Origin of the sequence: Pseudomonas sp. C9-3 (assembly GCF_032392015.1) — a bacterium.
GTDB classification, from domain to species: Bacteria; Pseudomonadota; Gammaproteobacteria; order Pseudomonadales; family Pseudomonadaceae; genus Pseudomonas; species Pseudomonas nitroreducens.
Genome location: NZ_CP135919.1, coordinates 1,285,487 through 1,301,548 on the forward strand (window position 1 = coordinate 1,285,487; position 16,062 = coordinate 1,301,548).

A 16,062-nucleotide genomic window follows, 5' to 3' on the forward strand; every position below is an offset into this window, starting at 1 on the left:
GAGATGCGGCGGGACGGCTGGTGCCGCCCCGCCCGGGAGGATCAGGCGCGCTCGGTCGCCTGCTGCTCGTCCACATCGCCTTCGGCCAGGCAGGCCGCCGCGGTGAACAGCACGTCGGTGGAGGAGTTCAGCGCGGTCTCGGCCGAATCCTGGAGGATGCTGATGACGAAGCCGACCGCCACGACCTGCATGGCGACTTCGCTGGAGATGCCGAACAGGCCGCAGGCCAGCGGGATCAGCAGCAGCGAGCCGCCGGCCACGCCGGAGGCGCCGCAGGCGCACAGGGAGGCGACGACGCAGAGCAGCAGGGCGCTGGGCAGGTCGATGGCGATGCCGAGGGTGTTGGCGGCCGCGAGGCTCAACACGCTGATGGTGATGGCGGCGCCGGCCATGTTGATGGTGGCGCCCAGCGGGATCGATACCGAGTAGGTGTCCTCGTGCAGGCCCAGGCGTTGGCAGAGTTGCAGGTTGACCGGGATGTTGGCTGCCGAGCTGCGGGTGAAGAAGGCGGTAATGCCGCTCTCGCGCAGGCACATCAGGACGAGCGGGTAGGGGTTGCGGCGGATCTTGGCGAAGACGATCAGCGGGTTGACCACCAGGGCGACGAACAGCATGCAACCCAGCAGCACGGCCAGCAGGCGCAGGTAGCCCAGCAGCGCATCGAAGCCCGACTCCGCCAGCGTGCTGGCGACCAGGCCGAAGATGCCCAGCGGAGCAAAGGCGATGACTACGCGCACGATCAGGGTCACGCCATTGGCCAGGTCCTCGACCATTTCACGGGTTGCCGGACGGGCGTAGCGCAGGGCAACGCCCAGGCCGACGGCCCAGCCGAGGATGCCGATGAAGTTGGCCTCCAGCAGTGCTTTTACCGGGTTGGTGGCAATGCTGAACAGCAGGGTGTTGAGCACCTCGCCGATACCGCCGGGCGGGGCTGCGTCGGCGCTGGCGACGGCCTTGAGGACCAGGGTGGAGGGAAACGCGAAGCTGGCCGCCACTGCGACCAGGGCCGCCGAGAAGGTGCCCAGGAGGTACAGCAGCAGGATGGGACGGATGTGGGTGCGCTGGCCTTGCTTGTGGTTGGCGATGGAGGACATCACCAGCACCAGGACCAGTACCGGGGCAACGGCCTTGAGTGCCGAGATGAACAGGTTGCCGAGCAGGCTGACCGCCCGTGCCGCTTCTGGCCAGACCAAGGCCAGCGCGATGCCCAGCAGCATGCCGATGAAAATCCGCATGACCAGGCTGGTGCCCTTGAGTCGCTGCAGGAGAGTGGGAGCTGGAAGAGTCATGACTTCTTTCGCTGCGTGAATGAGGGGAACGCACCCGTGGCCGGCTGCGGAAGGGGGCGGATTATGCCGCCTGCATCCGGGAAATGCGCGGTTACCCGTCGATTGAGCGGTTCGGCGGACGTTATGCCGCAGTGTGGGCGAGGGCTCGCGGGCCGGCATTGATCCATGCCGGTCACGTCGGGAAAAGCGGCAGTTCAGCCGAGGTTGGCGAAGGCTTCCGGGTCCAGGTCGATACCGGCGACCCGCTGCACGGCGCCGCGCATGGTCACCTGGAAGTCATCGTCGACGCGGATGTGCAGCAGCCCGCCAGCCAGGTGCAGCTCGATCCGTTCGTCGCACAGGCCGAGCCGGCGTGCCACCGAAGCCGCCGCACAACTGCTGGTGCCGGAGGACAGCGTGTAGCCGGCACCGCGCTCCCAGATTTCCACGCGCAGCGCATCGCGGGCGAGCCACTCGACGAACTGGACGTTGGTACGGCGGGGGAACAGCGGGTGGTTCTCCAGCAATGGGCCGAGACGGCGGGCCAGTTCGGGGCTGGTCTGTTCGACGAAGACCACGCAGTGAGGATTGCCCATGGAGACGGCGTTGATCTTCAAAGCGACGCCGTCTATTTCCAGCGGATAGCCCAGCGCCTCGGGGGCATCGACCAGCACCGGAATCCTTGCACAGGCGAACTCGGCGCGGCCCATGGATACCTCGACGGTGCGACCCTCGTCGAATACCTGGCTGGTGACCGTACCGCCGGCGGTGACGATGTCGAACGGCTGGTCTGCGACCAATCCGCAATCCCACAGATAGCGGGAGAAGATGCGCAGGCCATTGCCGCTCTTTTCTGCTTCCGAGCCGTCCGGGTTGAGGATGCGCAGGCCGAAGGCGCTGTCGCTGTGATTCGCCAGCAGGATGCCGTCAGAGCCGATGCCATGGTGGCGGTCGCAGACTCGGCCGATCTGCGCTGGCGTCAGGGCAAAGGGTGCCTTGCCGGCGTACACCAGATAGTCATTGCCCAGAGCCTGGTATTTCACGAAGTGCATGGTCGCGGTCCGTCGCCAGTGGAGAGCTCCGACTATACACGCGGCCCAGTGCGTTCCGTTCCCTGGCTCAGCAGCACATCCAGCAGGCGCTGGCCGAGGATCACCAGCCAGCAGGCGAGGATGAAGGGCGTGGTGAAGGCGGGCAGGCCGACCAGCGCGAAGCAGGGTTGCAGCAGCACCGCCAGGAGGATGCCGCACAGTGGCGCCAGGGGGCTGCGAAAGCGCAGCGACAGGGCGATCCCGGCCAGCGCGCCGTTCAGCCCAAGCAGTCCGGCTTGAGCGGAGGCGGCCGGTAGGCCGAACAGCGGCGCGATGGCCAAGGCGCCCGCGGCGCCGAGCAGCGCCCAGAACGCGGCACGACGATCCGCCAGCAGCAGGCCGAGGGCGATGGTCAGGCCGGCGAGCGGTTCACCGAGGAAGATCACCTCGCCGAAGCCCAGCGTCGTCGAATCCAGCAACGCGTTCACCGTGCCGCAGGACAGGCAGGCGGTCGCGGCCGCCGGCGCGAAGCCAAGGGCCTTGCCCAGGGCCACCGACACCCAGCCCAGCAGCACGAAGGCCGAGGTATAGGCCGGCAGGCCGAAGCGCTGGCGTGACTGCCGCAACACGACGGCCTGCACCGCCACCGAGGTGAGGATGGCGGCAATGGTCAGCATCACCAGCCCCAGCGACCACTGGAACACGAAGGGCAGCAGCAGGCCGATGAGGATCGGGTTGTAGTCGTGCAGGCCGGCGTCGATGTCCGCCTGGGGTTCGCGCACGAAGCGCGCGGTGAGCGGGCCGAGCAGGGCGCCCAGCACGGCGCCGGGCAGCAGCTGCGGTGCGGACCAGGCGATGGTCAGCAGCAGGATCAGGCCGAAGCGTGCGTCAGCCTGCAGGTAGATCTGGCCGAAGCCGATCAGCCGGGGGCGGAGCGGATGTTTCCTGGAGAGGGGATTCAGGTGCATGTGGGTACAGGGCAGGTTAAATGGGGTTCCGCAGCGCTTCGCTAGGTGTGGAGCATCGAGGCCCCATCGACGAGCAGTGCGTGAGCATTCTGTGACGCCGCTATACGGGGCCGCGCCACGGGGTTGGAAAAAGAAAAGAGGCTGCCGGCGGGATCGCCGCCAACAGCCTCAAAGTTCCATGGCCAGCATTGGGAGTTGCTGCGTGGGGGCCATGGACCGACAAGCATTCGGTGCTCATGTTTCTGCTGCTGAAGCACTCAGTAGCAAGGTCAAACCCGGACGGACGGGGACGCGGCCCCGTATTCCCGGCCCCGTCCGTCCGGGAGTGACTCGGTGCGGAGGCACGCGCGTTGGCGTGGCTCCTGAACTCGGTTGCCCTCTCCCCAGCCCTCTCCCGCAAGCGGGAGAGGGGGCTTGAGCGGCAGAAGGCGGAACACCGGAGTCACCGGCGGCTCCGAACTGCCCCCTCTCCCTTCAGGGAGAGGGTTGGGGAGAGGGGCTATCAGGCTTGCATCAAACTTCCAGCGCCGGCGCCACCGTCTCGATCCGCAGCATATTGGTGCTGCCCGGCTGGCCGAAGGGCACGCCGGCGGTGATCACCACGGTGTCGCCACGGCGCGCCATGCGCTGGGCCAGGGCGATGTCCAGGGCGGTAGAGCAGATCTCGTCGACGTGGGCGAGTTGCGCGTTGACCACCGAATGGACGCCCCAGGCCACGGTCAGGCGGCGGGCGGATTTCAGTTGCGGCGTGAGGCTGAGAATCGGTGCCTTGGGCCGCTCGCGGGAGGCGCGCAGTGTCGAGGCACCGGACTCGGTGTAGTTCACCAGCACCGCTACCGGCAGGATGCGGCTGATCCGGCGAATCGCGCAGCTGATGGCGTCGGACACGGTGGCATCCGGTTCCGGGCGGTTGATCTCCAGCGTCGCCTGGTAGTCCGGCTCGGCTTCGACCTGGCGGATGATCTTCGCCATCATCTCCACCGCTTCACGCGGGTACTGGCCCGAGGCGCTCTCGGCACTGAGCATCACGCAGTCGGCGCCTTCGCTCACGGCGTTGGCGACGTCGGTCACTTCGGCGCGGGTCGGCGCCGGAGAGAAGCGCATGGATTCGAGCATCTGCGTCGCCACCACTACCGGGCGGCCGAGCTGGCGGCAGACCTGGATGATGCGCTTCTGGATACCCGGCACGCTTTCGGCCGGCATCTCCACGCCGAGGTCGCCACGGGCGACCATGATCGCGTCAGACAGGCGTGCGATGGCTTCGATGGACTGCACCGCCGAAGGCTTCTCGATCTTGGCCATGAGGAACGCCTTGTCGCCGATCAGCGCGCGGGCTTCCTCGATGTCTTCGGGGCGTTGCACAAAGGACAGCGCCACCCAGTCCACGCCCAGCTCCAGGCCGAACGTAAGATCTCGGCGGTCCTTGGCGGTCAGCGGGCTGAGCTTGAGCACAGCCTCGGGGACGTTGACGCCCTTGCGGTCGGACAGCTCGCCGCTGTTCATCACGCGCGTCTCGATGGCATCGCAGTGGGCATTGAGCACCTGCAGGCGAATCTTGCCGTCGTCCAGCAGCAGGCTCATGCCCGGCTCCAGCGCCTGGATGATTTCCGGGTGGGGCAGGGTGACGCGCTGGGCATCGCCCGGTGCGTCGTTGAGGTCGAGGGTGAAGGTCTGGCCCTTCTCCAACTGGACGGCGCCCTCGGCGAAACGGCCCACGCGCAGCTTCGGTCCTTGCAGGTCCATGAGGATGCCGATGGGGTAGTTCAGCTCGCTTTCCACTTCACGAACCCAGGCGAAACGCTGGGCGTGGTCGCTGTACTCGCCGTGGCTGAAGTTCAGGCGGAACAGGTTGGCGCCGGCTTCCACCAATGCGCGGATGTCGTCGCGGCTTTTGATCGCCGGGCCCAGGGTCGCGAGGATTTTTACTTTCTTGTCAGGAGTCATTTGTCGTTCTCGAGGACCAGGATGGCGCGGAAGTCGTTGACGTTGGTGCGGGTCGGTCTGGTGATCACCAGGTCGCCGAGTTCGGCGAAGAAGCCGTAGCCGTTGTTGTTGTCGAGCTCGTGCAGCGGGTTCAGGCCTGCCTTGGTGGCGCGGCTGTAGCTGCACGGACTCATCAGGGCACCGGCGTTGCTTTCCATGCCGTCGATGCCGTCGGTGTCCCCCGCCAGAGCCCAGATGTTCGGTTCACCTTTCAGGTCGGCGGTGAGGCTGAGGAGAAACTCGGCATTGCGTCCGCCGCGGCCATTGCCGCGCACGGTCACGGTGGTCTCGCCACCGGAGAGGATCAGGCACGGCGCCTTCAGCGGCTGGCCATACTTGCGAACCTGCCGGGCGATGCCGGCGTGGACCTTGGCCACTTCGCGGGACTCACCTTCCAGGTCGCCCAGGATCAGCGTGGGGATGCCTGCGGCTTCGGCCTTGGCCGCCACGGCGTCGATGGCATGCTGGGGCGTGGCTATCAGCTTGAAGTGGCTGCGCGACAGGCACTCGTCACCGGGTTTTACCGTTTCCGAACGCGGGTCTTCCAGCCAGGCGCGCACGTTTGCCGGGACTTCGATGGCGTAGCGCTTGAGGATCGCCAGGGCGTCGGCGGAGGTGGTCGGGTCGCCTACGGTGGGGCCGGAGGCGATCACCGTGGCCTCGTCGCCGGGCACGTCGGAAATCGCGTAGGTGTATACGCTGGCCGGCCAGCAGGCGCGTGCCAGGCGGCCGCCCTTGATGGCCGAGAGGTGTTTGCGCACGCAGTTCATTTCGTTGATTGCGGCGCCGGATTTCAGCAGGGCCTTGTTCACGCTGCGCTTGTCGTCGAGGCTGATGCCTTCGGCCGGCAGGGCGAGCAGGGCAGAGCCGCCGCCGGAGAGCAGGAAGATCACCCGGTCGCTTTCGGTCAGGCCGCTGATCAGCTCCAGCACTCGACGCGCAACGCGCTCGCCGGCGTCGTCCGGTACCGGGTGCGAGGCCTCCACCACTTCGATGCTGCGGCACTGCGCGCCGTAGCCGTAGGGCGCGACGACCAGGCCTTCGACCTGACCGTTCCAATGTTGCTCGGCGACTTCGGCCATGGCCCCGGCGGCCTTGCCGGCGCCGATGACGATGGTGCGGCCACCTTTATCGGTGGGCAGGTGCTGCGCCAGTACCTGGGCCGGATGCGCGGCGGCAATGGCGGTGTCGAACAGCTCGCGCAGGAAGGCGCGTGGGTCCAGGCTCATGACAGGCTCCCGTGATTCTTGTTGTGGTGTATCCATGGCTCAATCTCCTTGGCAAAGGAGACTCAGCGATGGATTCGAACGCCCCGGCCGGCAAGGCCGTGATTCCCACCGGCCGGGTGTTCGAGTCGCTTTGCAGCATGGCGGGCGACGCCACTCCCATAACCTCGCCCGTCACCTTGCTCTTGCTGGCGGATAACGCCGTTGGCGTTATGCGCCCTACGTTGAAGTTCCTCGTAGGGCGCATAAAGCGGAACGCTTTATCCGCCGCCTCTCAATCCTTGCGGATGGAGAAGTTGGCCATGTGCTCCAGGCCCTTGATCAGGCCGGAGTGGTCCCAGTTGCTGCCACCGATGGCCGCGCAGGTGCTGAACACTTGCTGGGCGTTGGCGGTGTTGGGCAGGTTCAGGCCCAGCTCGCGCGCGCCGGCCAGGGCCAGGTTGAGGTCCTTCTGGTGCAGGCTGATGCGGAAGCCCGGATCGAAGGTGCCCTTGACCATGCGGTCGCCGTGCACTTCGAGGATGCGCGAGGAGGCGAAGCCGCCCATCAGCGCTTCACGCACCTTGGCCGGGTCCGCGCCATTCTTGGCGGCGAACAGCAGGGCTTCGGCGACGGCCTGGATGTTCAGGGCGACGATGATCTGGTTGGCCACCTTGGCGGTCTGGCCATCGCCATTGCCGCCGACGCGGGTGATGTTCTTGCCCATGGCCTGGAACAGCGGTAGGGCGCGTTCGAAGGTGTTCGGGCAGCCGCCGACCATGATGCTCAGGGACGCGGCCTTGGCACCGACTTCACCGCCGGAAACCGGGGCGTCCAGGTACTGCGCGCCAGTGGCCTTGATCTTCTCGGCGAAGGTCTTGGTGGCGGTGGGGGAGATCGAGCTCATGTCGATCACCACCTTGTTCGGGCCCACGCCCTCGGCGATGCCGTCCTTGCGGAACAGCACGTCTTCGACCTGCGGGGTGTCCGGGACCATCACGATGATGAACTCGGCTTCCTGGGCGACTTCCTTGGGGTTGGCCAGGCCGATGGCGCCGGCTTCGACCAGAGCGGCAGGCGCTGCATCGTGGTGGGTGGAAACGAAGATCTGGTGACCGGCTTTCTGCAGGTTCTGCGCCATGGGCAGGCCCATGATGCCGGTGCCGATGAATCCGATTTTGGCCATGAGGAAATCTCCTGGTTGTTCTTGTTGGGCTGGCTGGCGCGGTGCGTACCCACCGCGCCGGCCGGCGAATCAGATGACGTTGTGGCTCTTCAGCCAGCCAAGGCCGGCTTCGGTGGTGGTCTTGGGCTTGTATTCGCAGCCGACCCAGCCGCGGTAGCCGACGCGGTCCAGGTGGTCGAACAGGAACCGGTAGTTGATCTCGCCGGTGCCCGGCTCGTGGCGGCCGGGGTTGTCGGCTAGTTGCACGTGGTTGATCGAGGCGAGGTTCTTCTCGATGGTCCGCGCCAGGTCACCTTCCATGATCTGCATGTGGTAGATGTCGTACTGCAGGAACAGGTTGGCGCTGCCGACCTTCTCGCGGATGTCCTGGGCCTGCCGGGTGGTTTGCAGGTAGAAGCCGGGAATGTCGATCGTGTTGATCATTTCCATGACCAGCTTGATGCCCGCGGCTTCGAGCTTGCCGGCCGCGTACTCCAGGTTGTTCAGGAAGGTGTTCTCGATGGTCGCGCAGTCGTAGCCCTGCGGACGGATACCGGCCAGGCAGTTGACCTGGGTGTTGCCCAGGACCTTGGCGTAGGCGATGGCCTTGTCGACACCGGCGCGGAATTCCTCGACGCGGTCCGGGTGGCAGGCGATGCCGCGCTCGCCTTTCGACCAATCGCCCGCCGGAAGGTTGAACAGCACTTGCTCGAGCTTGTTGGCGTCCAGGCGGGCCTTGATCACCTCGGCCTCGACGTCATACGGGAAAAGGTACTCGACACCGCTGAAACCGGCGCGTGCGGCGGCGTCGAAGCGGTCGAGGAAGTCCACCTCGGTGAACAGCATGGACAGGTTGGCGCAGAAACGGGGCATGGGGTCACTCCTGTTGAACGGGTGGTGCGTGGTGCTCGGCTTCTTCTAAAGAGAGCAGGGGGTGGGGGACTCCCCGCCAGGAAATATCCACCCCCAGCTCCTCCCCGCAGGGAGGAGTCGTTCGGTTCTATCAGTCGAGCAGCGAGATGGCAGTCGGCGCGTCGACGCCTTTCAGAGCCAGCTCTTCGAACTCGTTGACCGCGTTGATCTCGGTGCCCATGGAGATGTTGGTGACACGCTCCAGGATGACCTCGACCACCACCGGTACACGGTGCTGCTGCATCAGCTCGCGGGCCTGGGCGAAGGCCGCGCCGATCTGGTTCGGGTCGGAGACACGGATCGCCTTGCAACCCAGACCTTCCACCACGGCGACGTGGTCGACGCCATAACCGTTGAGCTCCGGCGCGTTGACGTTCTCGAACGCCAGCTGCACGCAGTAGTCGATCTCGAAACCGCGCTGCGCCTGGCGGATCAGGCCCAGGTAGGAGTTGTTCACCAGGACGTGGATGTACGGCAGGTTGAACTGTGCACCGGCGGCCAGCTCTTCGATCATGAACTGGAAGTCATAGTCGCCCGACAGTGCGACGACCTGGCGGCTCGGGTCGGCCTTGACCACGCCCAGCGCTGCCGGAATGGTCCAGCCCAGCGGGCCGGCCTGGCCGCAGTTGATCCAGTGGCGCGGCTTGTACACGTGCAGGAATTGCGCGCCGGCGATCTGCGACAGACCGATGGTGCTGACGTAGCAGGTGTCCTTGCCGAAGAACTCGTTCATCTCTTCGTAGACGCGCTGCGGCTTGACCGGCACGTTGTCGAAGTGGGTCTTGCGCTGCAGGGTGCGCTTGCGCTCGCGGCAGGATTCGACCCAGGCGCTGCGGTCCTTGAGCTTGCCGGCGGCTTTCCATTCGCGGGCCACTTCCAGGAACACGTCCAGGGCGGAACCAGCGTCGGAGACGATGCCCAGGTCCGGGGTGAATACGCGGCCGATCTGGGTCGGTTCGATGTCCACGTGGACGAACTTGCGGCCAGCGGTATAGACGTCGACCGAACCGGTGTGGCGGTTGGCCCAGCGGTTGCCGATGCCGAACACCATGTCCGATTCCAGGACGGTGGCGTTGCCGTAGCGGTGCGAGGTCTGCAGGCCGCACATGCCGGCCATCAGCGGGTGATCGTCGGGGATGGTGCCCCAGCCCATCAGGGTCGGGACTACCGGCACGCCGGTCAGCTCGGCGAATTCCACCAGCTTATCGGACGCGTCGGCGTTGATGATGCCGCCGCCGGCGCAGATCAGCGGACGCTCGGCGTCATTCAGCAGGGCCAGGGCTTTTTCGGCCTGGGCGCGGGTGGCCTTGGGCTTGTTGACCGCCAGCGGCTCGTAGGCGTCGATATCGAATTCGATCTCGGCCATCTGCACGTCGAACGGCAGGTCGATCAGCACCGGGCCGGGACGGCCACTGCGCATTTCGAAGAAGGCCTTCTGGAAGGCGTAGGGCACCTGGCCCGGCTCCAGCACGGTGGTCGCCCACTTGGTGACCGGCTTGACGATGCTGGTGATGTCCACGGCCTGGAAGTCTTCCTTGTGCATGCGCGCACGGGGAGCCTGGCCGGTGATGCAGAGAATCGGGATGGAGTCGGCGGAAGCCGAGTACAGGCCGGTGACCATGTCGGTGCCGGCGGGGCCGGAGGTGCCGATGCACACGCCGATGTTGCCGGCGTTGGTGCGGGTGTAGCCCTCGGCCATGTGCGAGGCGCCTTCCACGTGGCGGGCCAGGACGTGATCGATGCCACCGAGTTTCTTCATGGCCGCGTACATGGGGTTGATGGCGGCGCCCGGTACGCCGAAGGCGGTATCGACACCTTCGCGACGCATGACGAGTACGGCAGCCTCGATTGCTCTCATTCTGGCCATATTTTGTTCCTCGGTTCTTATACTGATTGTGTACAAAAGTTGAGGCGATTCTAGACAGGCAATTCGACGAAGGTCAAGACGGGTTGTATACGAGGGACTGGGCGGTCATTTTTCGCTGAAAGCCTTCTACTGCGCTGGTTTCGGAGAAAACCTGAACGCAGGGTCAAACTATCGTTTGAAAAAATGTATACAAAAATAGATGTGGATTGTCCTTTTCAGTTGCTTTGGGTGAGACCTTCGGCTACTAGATTGCGTACAGATTTCTGATACGCGTGTGTGCAGCATTCATCGGTGCGCACAGCGTGCCCCGGCTTATCACCCTTGAAGAGGAAAACCTCATGACCACCCTGAGCCTGGAAACCGCACTGGACATCACCCGTCACGCCCTGGTCGCCAGCCGCGAGCTGTCCACTGCGCCGCTGACCATCGCTGTGCTGGACGCTGGCGGGCATCTGTTGAGCCTGCAGCGCGAGGATGGCGCGAGCATGCTTCGCCCGCAGATCGCCATCGGCAAGGCGTGGGGCGCGGTGGCGCTGGGCAAGTCGTCGCGCGTGCTGGCGGCGGACGCTCAGCAGCGCCCCTCGTTCATTGCGGCAGTGAATACGCTGGCGCAGGGCAACGTCGTGCCGGCGCCAGGTGGTGTGCTGATCCGCAATTCGGCCAATGAAGTGATCGGTGCCATCGGCATCAGCGGCGATGTGTCGGATATCGATGAGCAATGTGCGATCCGTGGTGTGCAGGCGCTGGGCCTGGTCGCGGACGCGGGCTGATCGAAGACGGGAAGGGCGCGCGTTCGTCGTGCGCCTGGGCGAACTTGTAGGAGCGAGCCTGCTCGCGAACCTCCATTAACACCGGACGTTTCAGGTGTGAAGCGGGTTCGCGAGCAAGCTCGCTCCTACGCGTTTCCGGGGTGCCAGTAGGATGGGTGGAGCGAAGCGATACCCATGCTGCAACAGTTGAAACGCTTAGATCGAGAGCGGCCGCAAACGCCCCTGCGCCTTCGGCTCGCTGCCGTTGTCCGGCGCGGTGCCGCGCAGCACCAGACGAGTGATGGTCTCGGTGGCCGCTTCGAAATCCGCATCGCTCAGGCTGGTCTTGCCGGTGACCATGGAGATCTGCCAGTCGAAATCGGCATAGGTCTGCGTCGCCGCCCAGATGGTGAACAGCAGGTGGTGCGGATCCACCGGTGCCAGCAGGCCGCGGTCGATCCAGCTCTGCAGGCAGGCGATGTTGCGTTGGGCCTGCGCGTTCAGTTCATCCAGGTATTCCTTGGGCAGGTGCGGCGCACCGTGCATCAGCTCGCTGGCGAACACCTTGGACGCGTGCGGCAGCTCCTGGGAAATCTTCACCTTGGAGCGGATATAGGCGCGCAGCGCTTCGCTCGGTTCGTCGTCCTCGCGGAACGGCGCGGACGCCTGCAGCAAGGGTTCCACCACGCTTTCCAGCACGCTGCGGTAGAGGTTTTCCTTGGACTGGAAGTAGTAGTAGACGTTGGGCTTGGGTAGCCCGGCGCGAGCGGCGATGTCGCTGGTCTTGGTCGCCGCGAACCCCTTCTCGGCGAACTCCTCGCTGGCTGCGCGCAGGATCAGGCGCCGGTTACGCTCGCGAATGCTGGTCATTGGCTGGTCTTCTTTCTTGTATTGCGTGGTCACCAAATATAAGCCGGGCATGGTAGCACCGGGCTCCGGAAGCCCTCAACTCAGGCGCTTGTACGCATTTTCCTGACTCGTGGGTCGGTTTTCTGTGTACAGCGGCAAGGTTCTGCGGTATTTCTAGCGCACTTTCGTTCGGCACCTGCCATCCGGAACTTCCATGTCCGATTCCCAGTTGGTCGACCCCTTCGGTCGACGTATCACCTACCTGCGCCTGTCGGTCACCGACCGCTGCGACTTCCGCTGCACCTACTGCATGAGCGAAGACATGCAGTTTTTGCCGCGCGACCAGGTATTGAGCCTGGAAGAGCTCGAAGCCGTCGCCGACGCCTTCATCGGCTTGGGTGTGAAGCGCATTCGCATCACCGGCGGCGAGCCGCTGGTGCGCAAGGGGCTGACCGGGCTGCTGGCCAGGCTGGGCGCGCGGCCGGAGCTGGAAGACCTCTCCATCACCACCAATGGCTCGCAACTGCGCGAGCGCGCCGCCGAACTGCGGGCGGCGGGTGTGCGCCGCCTGAACATCAGCCTCGACTCCCTGCGCCGCGAGCGCTTCGCCGCCTTCACCCGTTCCGACAAGCTGGAGCAGGTGCTCGATGGTATCGACGCTGCGAGAGAGGCCGGCTTCGAGCGCATCAAGCTCAATGCCGTGGTGCAGAAGGGCCGCAACGACGACGAGGTTTGCGACCTGGTGGAGTTTGCCCTGGGCAAGGGCATCGACATCAGCTTCATCGAAGAGATGCCGCTGGGCACTGTCAGCAGCCACGAGCGCAAGCAGACGCTGTGCAGCAGCGATGAAGTCCGCGCGCAACTTGCCGAGCGCTGGCAGTTGCTGCCCACGCCCGAGCGCAGCGGCGGGCCTTCGCGCTACTACCGCATCGACGGTTACGCCAGCCGCATCGGCTTCATCTCCCCGCACAGCCATAACTTCTGTGGCGACTGCAATCGGGTACGGGTGACCGCCGAAGGCAAGCTGGTGCTTTGCCTTGGCCATGAAGGCGCGCTGGACCTGCGCCAACTGCTGCGCGAACACCCCGGCGACAGCGTGCGCCTGCGCGAGGCGCTGATGCGCGCGCTGCAACTCAAGCCTGAGCGCCACCATTTCGAAGCGGATCAGCAAGTACAGGTGCTGCGCTTCATGAGCATGACCGGCGGCTGAGTCCGCCACGGCGGGTTGCCTGACCTGCCCGATAGAACAACAACAACACGTCACAAGGAGAGTCGTTTGAAGCTCAAGGCCTTCTGCTGGGCGCTCGCCAGCATGCTGTCCCCCGTCATTTCCGCTCCTGTCGTGGCGCAGACCTACGTGGTCGGCGTCGAGAACCTTCCCTTCGCTCCGCACTACAGCACCGATGCCCAGGGCAATTACCACGGCTTCGCCCGCGATGTGCTGGATCTGTTCGCCAGCAGTAGCGGCATCAGCCTGGAATACCGCCCGCTGCCAGTGGATGCGCTGTTGCCGGCGCTGCTTTCCGGCGAGGTCGATCTCAAGTATCCCGATAACCCCGACTGGGCTCCGGAGCAGAAGGCCGGCAAGACCCTGCGCTATAGCCAGCCGGTGACGCAGTACGTCGATGGCGTGCTGGTGGCGCCGGAGCGACTGGGGCAGGGCATCGGCGCACTGAAGCGGCTGGCGCTGGTGGAGGGTTGGACGCCGCGGGGCTACGAGGCGCCGATCCAGGCCGGGCAGATCAGCCTGGCGCCCAGTGCTGACCTGCGGCAGATGGTTCATACCGCGCTGAAGAAACAGGCCGACGGCGCCTACTTCAACGTGGTGGTCGCCACTTACTACCTGGACAACATTCGCGCCAAGCCCGGCGCGCTGGTGTTCGATCCTTCGCTGCCGCACACCCGCAGCACGTTCCACCTGTCCACGGTGAAGCAGGGCGAACTGATCCAGCGCTTCGACCGCTTCCTCGTTGACCATGCCAAGGAAGTCGCCGCGCTCAAGGCCAAGTACGGCGTCGAGGCGAGCCTGGACTCCGAGCACCTGGGCGTCGAGCAGTGGAAGGTCGATTTCCTCGAGCGACAGAAAGCGAAACAGAAGTCGCCGTAAGTTGCCATCTTCCCTAGAATCGCCGCTGTCGTTTGCGCGCCAGCCGTAGGGAGGATGAAGTGCGCCGCGCTTTGTTCATCTGTAGCCGCAACCGCTTGCGCAGTCCCACTGCCGAAGCTGTCTTCGCCAACTGGCCGGAGGTCGAGACCGACTCCGCCGGGCTGGCGCCGGACGCGGAGGTTCTAGTGGGCGTCGAGCAGTTGGAGTGGGCTGATCTGGTGTTCGTCATGGAGCGCAGGCAGCGACAGGCACTGCTGCGCCGATTCCCCATGGCGATGCGCGGCAAGCGCCTGGTATGCCTGGATATCCCCGATGACTACGACTACCTGCAACCGGAGCTGGTGCGGATTCTCGAGCACAAGGTCGGGCCATTCCTGCTGCAGGCTCAGGCGTGAGCGAAGTTCGCATTGCGCTCCGGGATGCAGTGCTGGTCTGCCCGGGGTTCCGCATCCAGGCCCAGACTGAGCCTTCGCTGGAGATCGATGGCGACCTGCTCTGGGCGCTGGAGCAGCCGCAATGGTGCGAGCTGGCCGTGTCGCTGGAAGAGCGCGATGGCGTGTTGTGGATTGTGCCGGTCCCGCTCGCGCAGCAGGCGGGGTTCGATCCGCAGCGGGTGATCGGCTGGCGTGATGAGCCTGTGCGCATCGTGCAGCCCGAAGGTGTCGAGGATGCCGAGGCCGCCATCCATTGGTGGCGCGGCGGGGCGGTCGAGGACGTGCGCGGGCGCGTCAGTCATCATCCCTGGGGGCGCCTGCTGCGTCTTGAGGGGCCGGGGATCGGCCCCGAGCACATTCTCTTTCCCCGTGGTCACGGCTGCGTCTACCTCGGTCATCTGGACACGGACTGGCGCCAACTGCGGATCGAGCCGATTTCCTGAGCTCGGCGCACCCCAATATTTCCGGAACCGAAGCGCGGCGGTCGCAGCCTAAATCTGCACTGTCCCAGCGAGGTGCTCCGCATGGCCACCGAAAAACCGCCCGCTCGCGGCGCAGCCCAGTCGCGGCCGCGTAGCAAAGGCAGCGACTCTGCCGCAAAGCGCAAGACCGCACCACGCACCCAGGCCAGGGAGTCGAAGGCGGGCGGTGATACCGCGGACGATCTCTCTGCCGAAGAGCGTCGCAAGGTCGAGAAGAGCCAGCCGCCCCGCGCACTGGTGCTGCACGAAGTCATCCGCCTGCAGGGCAATCATGAACTGGAGCGCACCCTGGCGGCGCTCTGGTGGTCGGCGCTGGCCGCCGGGCTGACCATCGGCCTGTCGCTGATGGCGATGGGGCTGTTCCGCGCGCGTCTGCCGGACCACGACATGGCGGTGATCACCACCAGCCTTGGGTATCCGGTCGGCTTCCTGGCAATCATCCTCGCGCGCCAGCAACTGTTCACCGAGAACACCCTGACGGCGGTACTGCCGGTGATGAGTGAACCGACCATGGAGAAGTTCGGCCAGTTGCTGCGCCTATGGTCGGTGGTGCTGCTGGGCAACATCGTCGGCGCGCTGCTGTTCGCCTACGGCATGCTGCACCTGCCGATTTTCGACACCAAGGCGGATCAGGCTTTCCTGGAGATCGGCCGCGAGGTCATGGAGAACGACCACTGGCAGATGTTTTCCAAGGGCATCGTCTCCGGCTGGATGATCGCCACCATGGTCTGGCTAGTGCCGGCAGCGGAGAACGCCAAGGTGTGGATCATCTTCCTGGTCACCTACCTGATGGCGCTGGGCAGCTTCAGCCATATCGTGGTCGGCACCTGCGAGGTGGGTTACCTGATGTTCGCCGGGGAAGTGGGGCTGGCGGCGTTCGTCATCGATTTCGCCTTGCCGACGCTGTTGGGCAACATCGTGGGCGGCAGCCTGATCTTCGCCCTGATGAGCCACGCCCAGGTACGCAGCGATACGACATCGACACCGGAAAAGCTCCCGAAAAAGAAAACGGCGCCCTGAGGCGCCGTTTTTTCGTGCGGTG

General features: G+C 65.3%; 15 protein-coding genes. 6 read left to right on the top strand and 9 right to left on the bottom strand.

The features are described from left to right. Positions 1–41: 41 nt before the first annotated feature. From sstT to gcl, 8 genes are all read right to left on the bottom strand, one after another. Positions 42–1,289 carry a serine/threonine transporter SstT gene (sstT, locus tag RS899_RS05610; RefSeq protein ID WP_054910865.1) on the bottom strand — a complete coding sequence of 416 codons (1,248 nt, stop codon included), beginning with the start codon at positions 1,287–1,289 and terminating at the stop codon, positions 42–44. A 194-nt stretch (positions 1,290–1,483) separates the two neighbouring features. After that, positions 1,484–2,320 (bottom strand): diaminopimelate epimerase, encoded by an 837-nt coding sequence (gene dapF / locus RS899_RS05615; RefSeq protein WP_315809303.1) that lies wholly within the window; start codon positions 2,318–2,320, stop codon positions 1,484–1,486. A 32-nt stretch (positions 2,321–2,352) separates the two neighbouring features. Continuing rightward, entirely contained in the window at positions 2,353–3,267 is a 915-nt protein-coding gene (locus RS899_RS05620; RefSeq protein WP_315809304.1) for an urea transporter, read from the bottom strand. Positions 3,268–3,780: 513 nt separating this feature from the next. Further along, positions 3,781–5,211, bottom strand: a complete 1,431-nt coding sequence (gene pyk, locus RS899_RS05625) for a pyruvate kinase (RefSeq protein WP_315809305.1) — start codon at positions 5,209–5,211, stop codon at positions 3,781–3,783. Further along, positions 5,208–6,479, bottom strand: a complete 1,272-nt coding sequence (locus RS899_RS05630; RefSeq protein WP_315809306.1) for a glycerate kinase — start codon at positions 6,477–6,479, stop codon at positions 5,208–5,210. The genes pyk and RS899_RS05630 overlap by 4 nt, the downstream gene beginning before the upstream one ends. 271 nt (positions 6,480–6,750) lie before the next feature. Continuing rightward, on the bottom strand, positions 6,751–7,641 hold the full coding sequence (locus tag RS899_RS05635; protein ID WP_024763150.1) for a 2-hydroxy-3-oxopropionate reductase: 891 nt from the start codon (positions 7,639–7,641) through the stop codon (positions 6,751–6,753). A 69-nt stretch (positions 7,642–7,710) separates the two neighbouring features. Beyond that, on the bottom strand, positions 7,711–8,493 hold the full coding sequence (gene hyi / locus RS899_RS05640) for a hydroxypyruvate isomerase (protein WP_233298000.1): 783 nt from the start codon (positions 8,491–8,493) through the stop codon (positions 7,711–7,713). A 130-nt stretch (positions 8,494–8,623) separates the two neighbouring features. After that, positions 8,624–10,399, bottom strand: a complete 1,776-nt coding sequence (gcl, locus tag RS899_RS05645; protein WP_315809307.1) for a glyoxylate carboligase — start codon at positions 10,397–10,399, stop codon at positions 8,624–8,626. A gap of 338 nt (positions 10,400–10,737) precedes the next feature. Between gcl and RS899_RS05650 the strand changes: the two genes are divergently transcribed. After that, positions 10,738–11,169, top strand: a complete 432-nt coding sequence (locus tag RS899_RS05650; RefSeq protein WP_024763153.1) for a GlcG/HbpS family heme-binding protein — start codon at positions 10,738–10,740, stop codon at positions 11,167–11,169. 195 nt (positions 11,170–11,364) lie between these two features. Here RS899_RS05650 and RS899_RS05655 read toward each other — a convergent pair whose 3' ends face one another. Next, positions 11,365–12,018 (bottom strand): TetR/AcrR family transcriptional regulator, encoded by a 654-nt coding sequence (locus tag RS899_RS05655; RefSeq protein WP_054911136.1) that lies wholly within the window; start codon positions 12,016–12,018, stop codon positions 11,365–11,367. Between the two features lie 193 nt (positions 12,019–12,211). On the opposite strand from RS899_RS05655, the gene moaA reads away from it, so the two are divergent. The 5 genes from moaA to RS899_RS05680 all read left to right on the top strand — a co-directional run bounded on the left by moaA (position 12,212) and on the right by RS899_RS05680 (position 16,040). Then, positions 12,212–13,207 (top strand): GTP 3',8-cyclase MoaA, encoded by a 996-nt coding sequence (gene moaA / locus RS899_RS05660; protein WP_233297998.1) that lies wholly within the window; start codon positions 12,212–12,214, stop codon positions 13,205–13,207. Between the two features lie 66 nt (positions 13,208–13,273). Next, a complete protein-coding gene (locus RS899_RS05665) occupies positions 13,274–14,104 on the top strand; it encodes a substrate-binding periplasmic protein (protein WP_233297997.1) in 831 nt (276 codons plus the stop codon). Between the two features lie 59 nt (positions 14,105–14,163). Then, positions 14,164–14,499: a low molecular weight protein tyrosine phosphatase family protein gene (locus RS899_RS05670; protein ID WP_054911133.1), complete on the top strand. Its 336-nt coding sequence runs from the start codon at positions 14,164–14,166 to the stop codon at positions 14,497–14,499. After that, the gene (locus RS899_RS05675) at positions 14,496–14,981 is read left to right on the top strand and encodes a hypothetical protein (RefSeq protein ID WP_054911132.1); all 486 of its coding nucleotides are present in this window, start codon (positions 14,496–14,498) and stop codon (positions 14,979–14,981) included. Before RS899_RS05670 ends, RS899_RS05675 begins: the two co-directional genes overlap by 4 nt. 81 nt (positions 14,982–15,062) lie before the next feature. Beyond that, positions 15,063–16,040, top strand: a complete 978-nt coding sequence (locus tag RS899_RS05680; RefSeq protein WP_315809308.1) for a formate/nitrite transporter family protein — start codon at positions 15,063–15,065, stop codon at positions 16,038–16,040. The last annotated feature ends 22 nt before the right edge of the window (positions 16,041–16,062 follow it).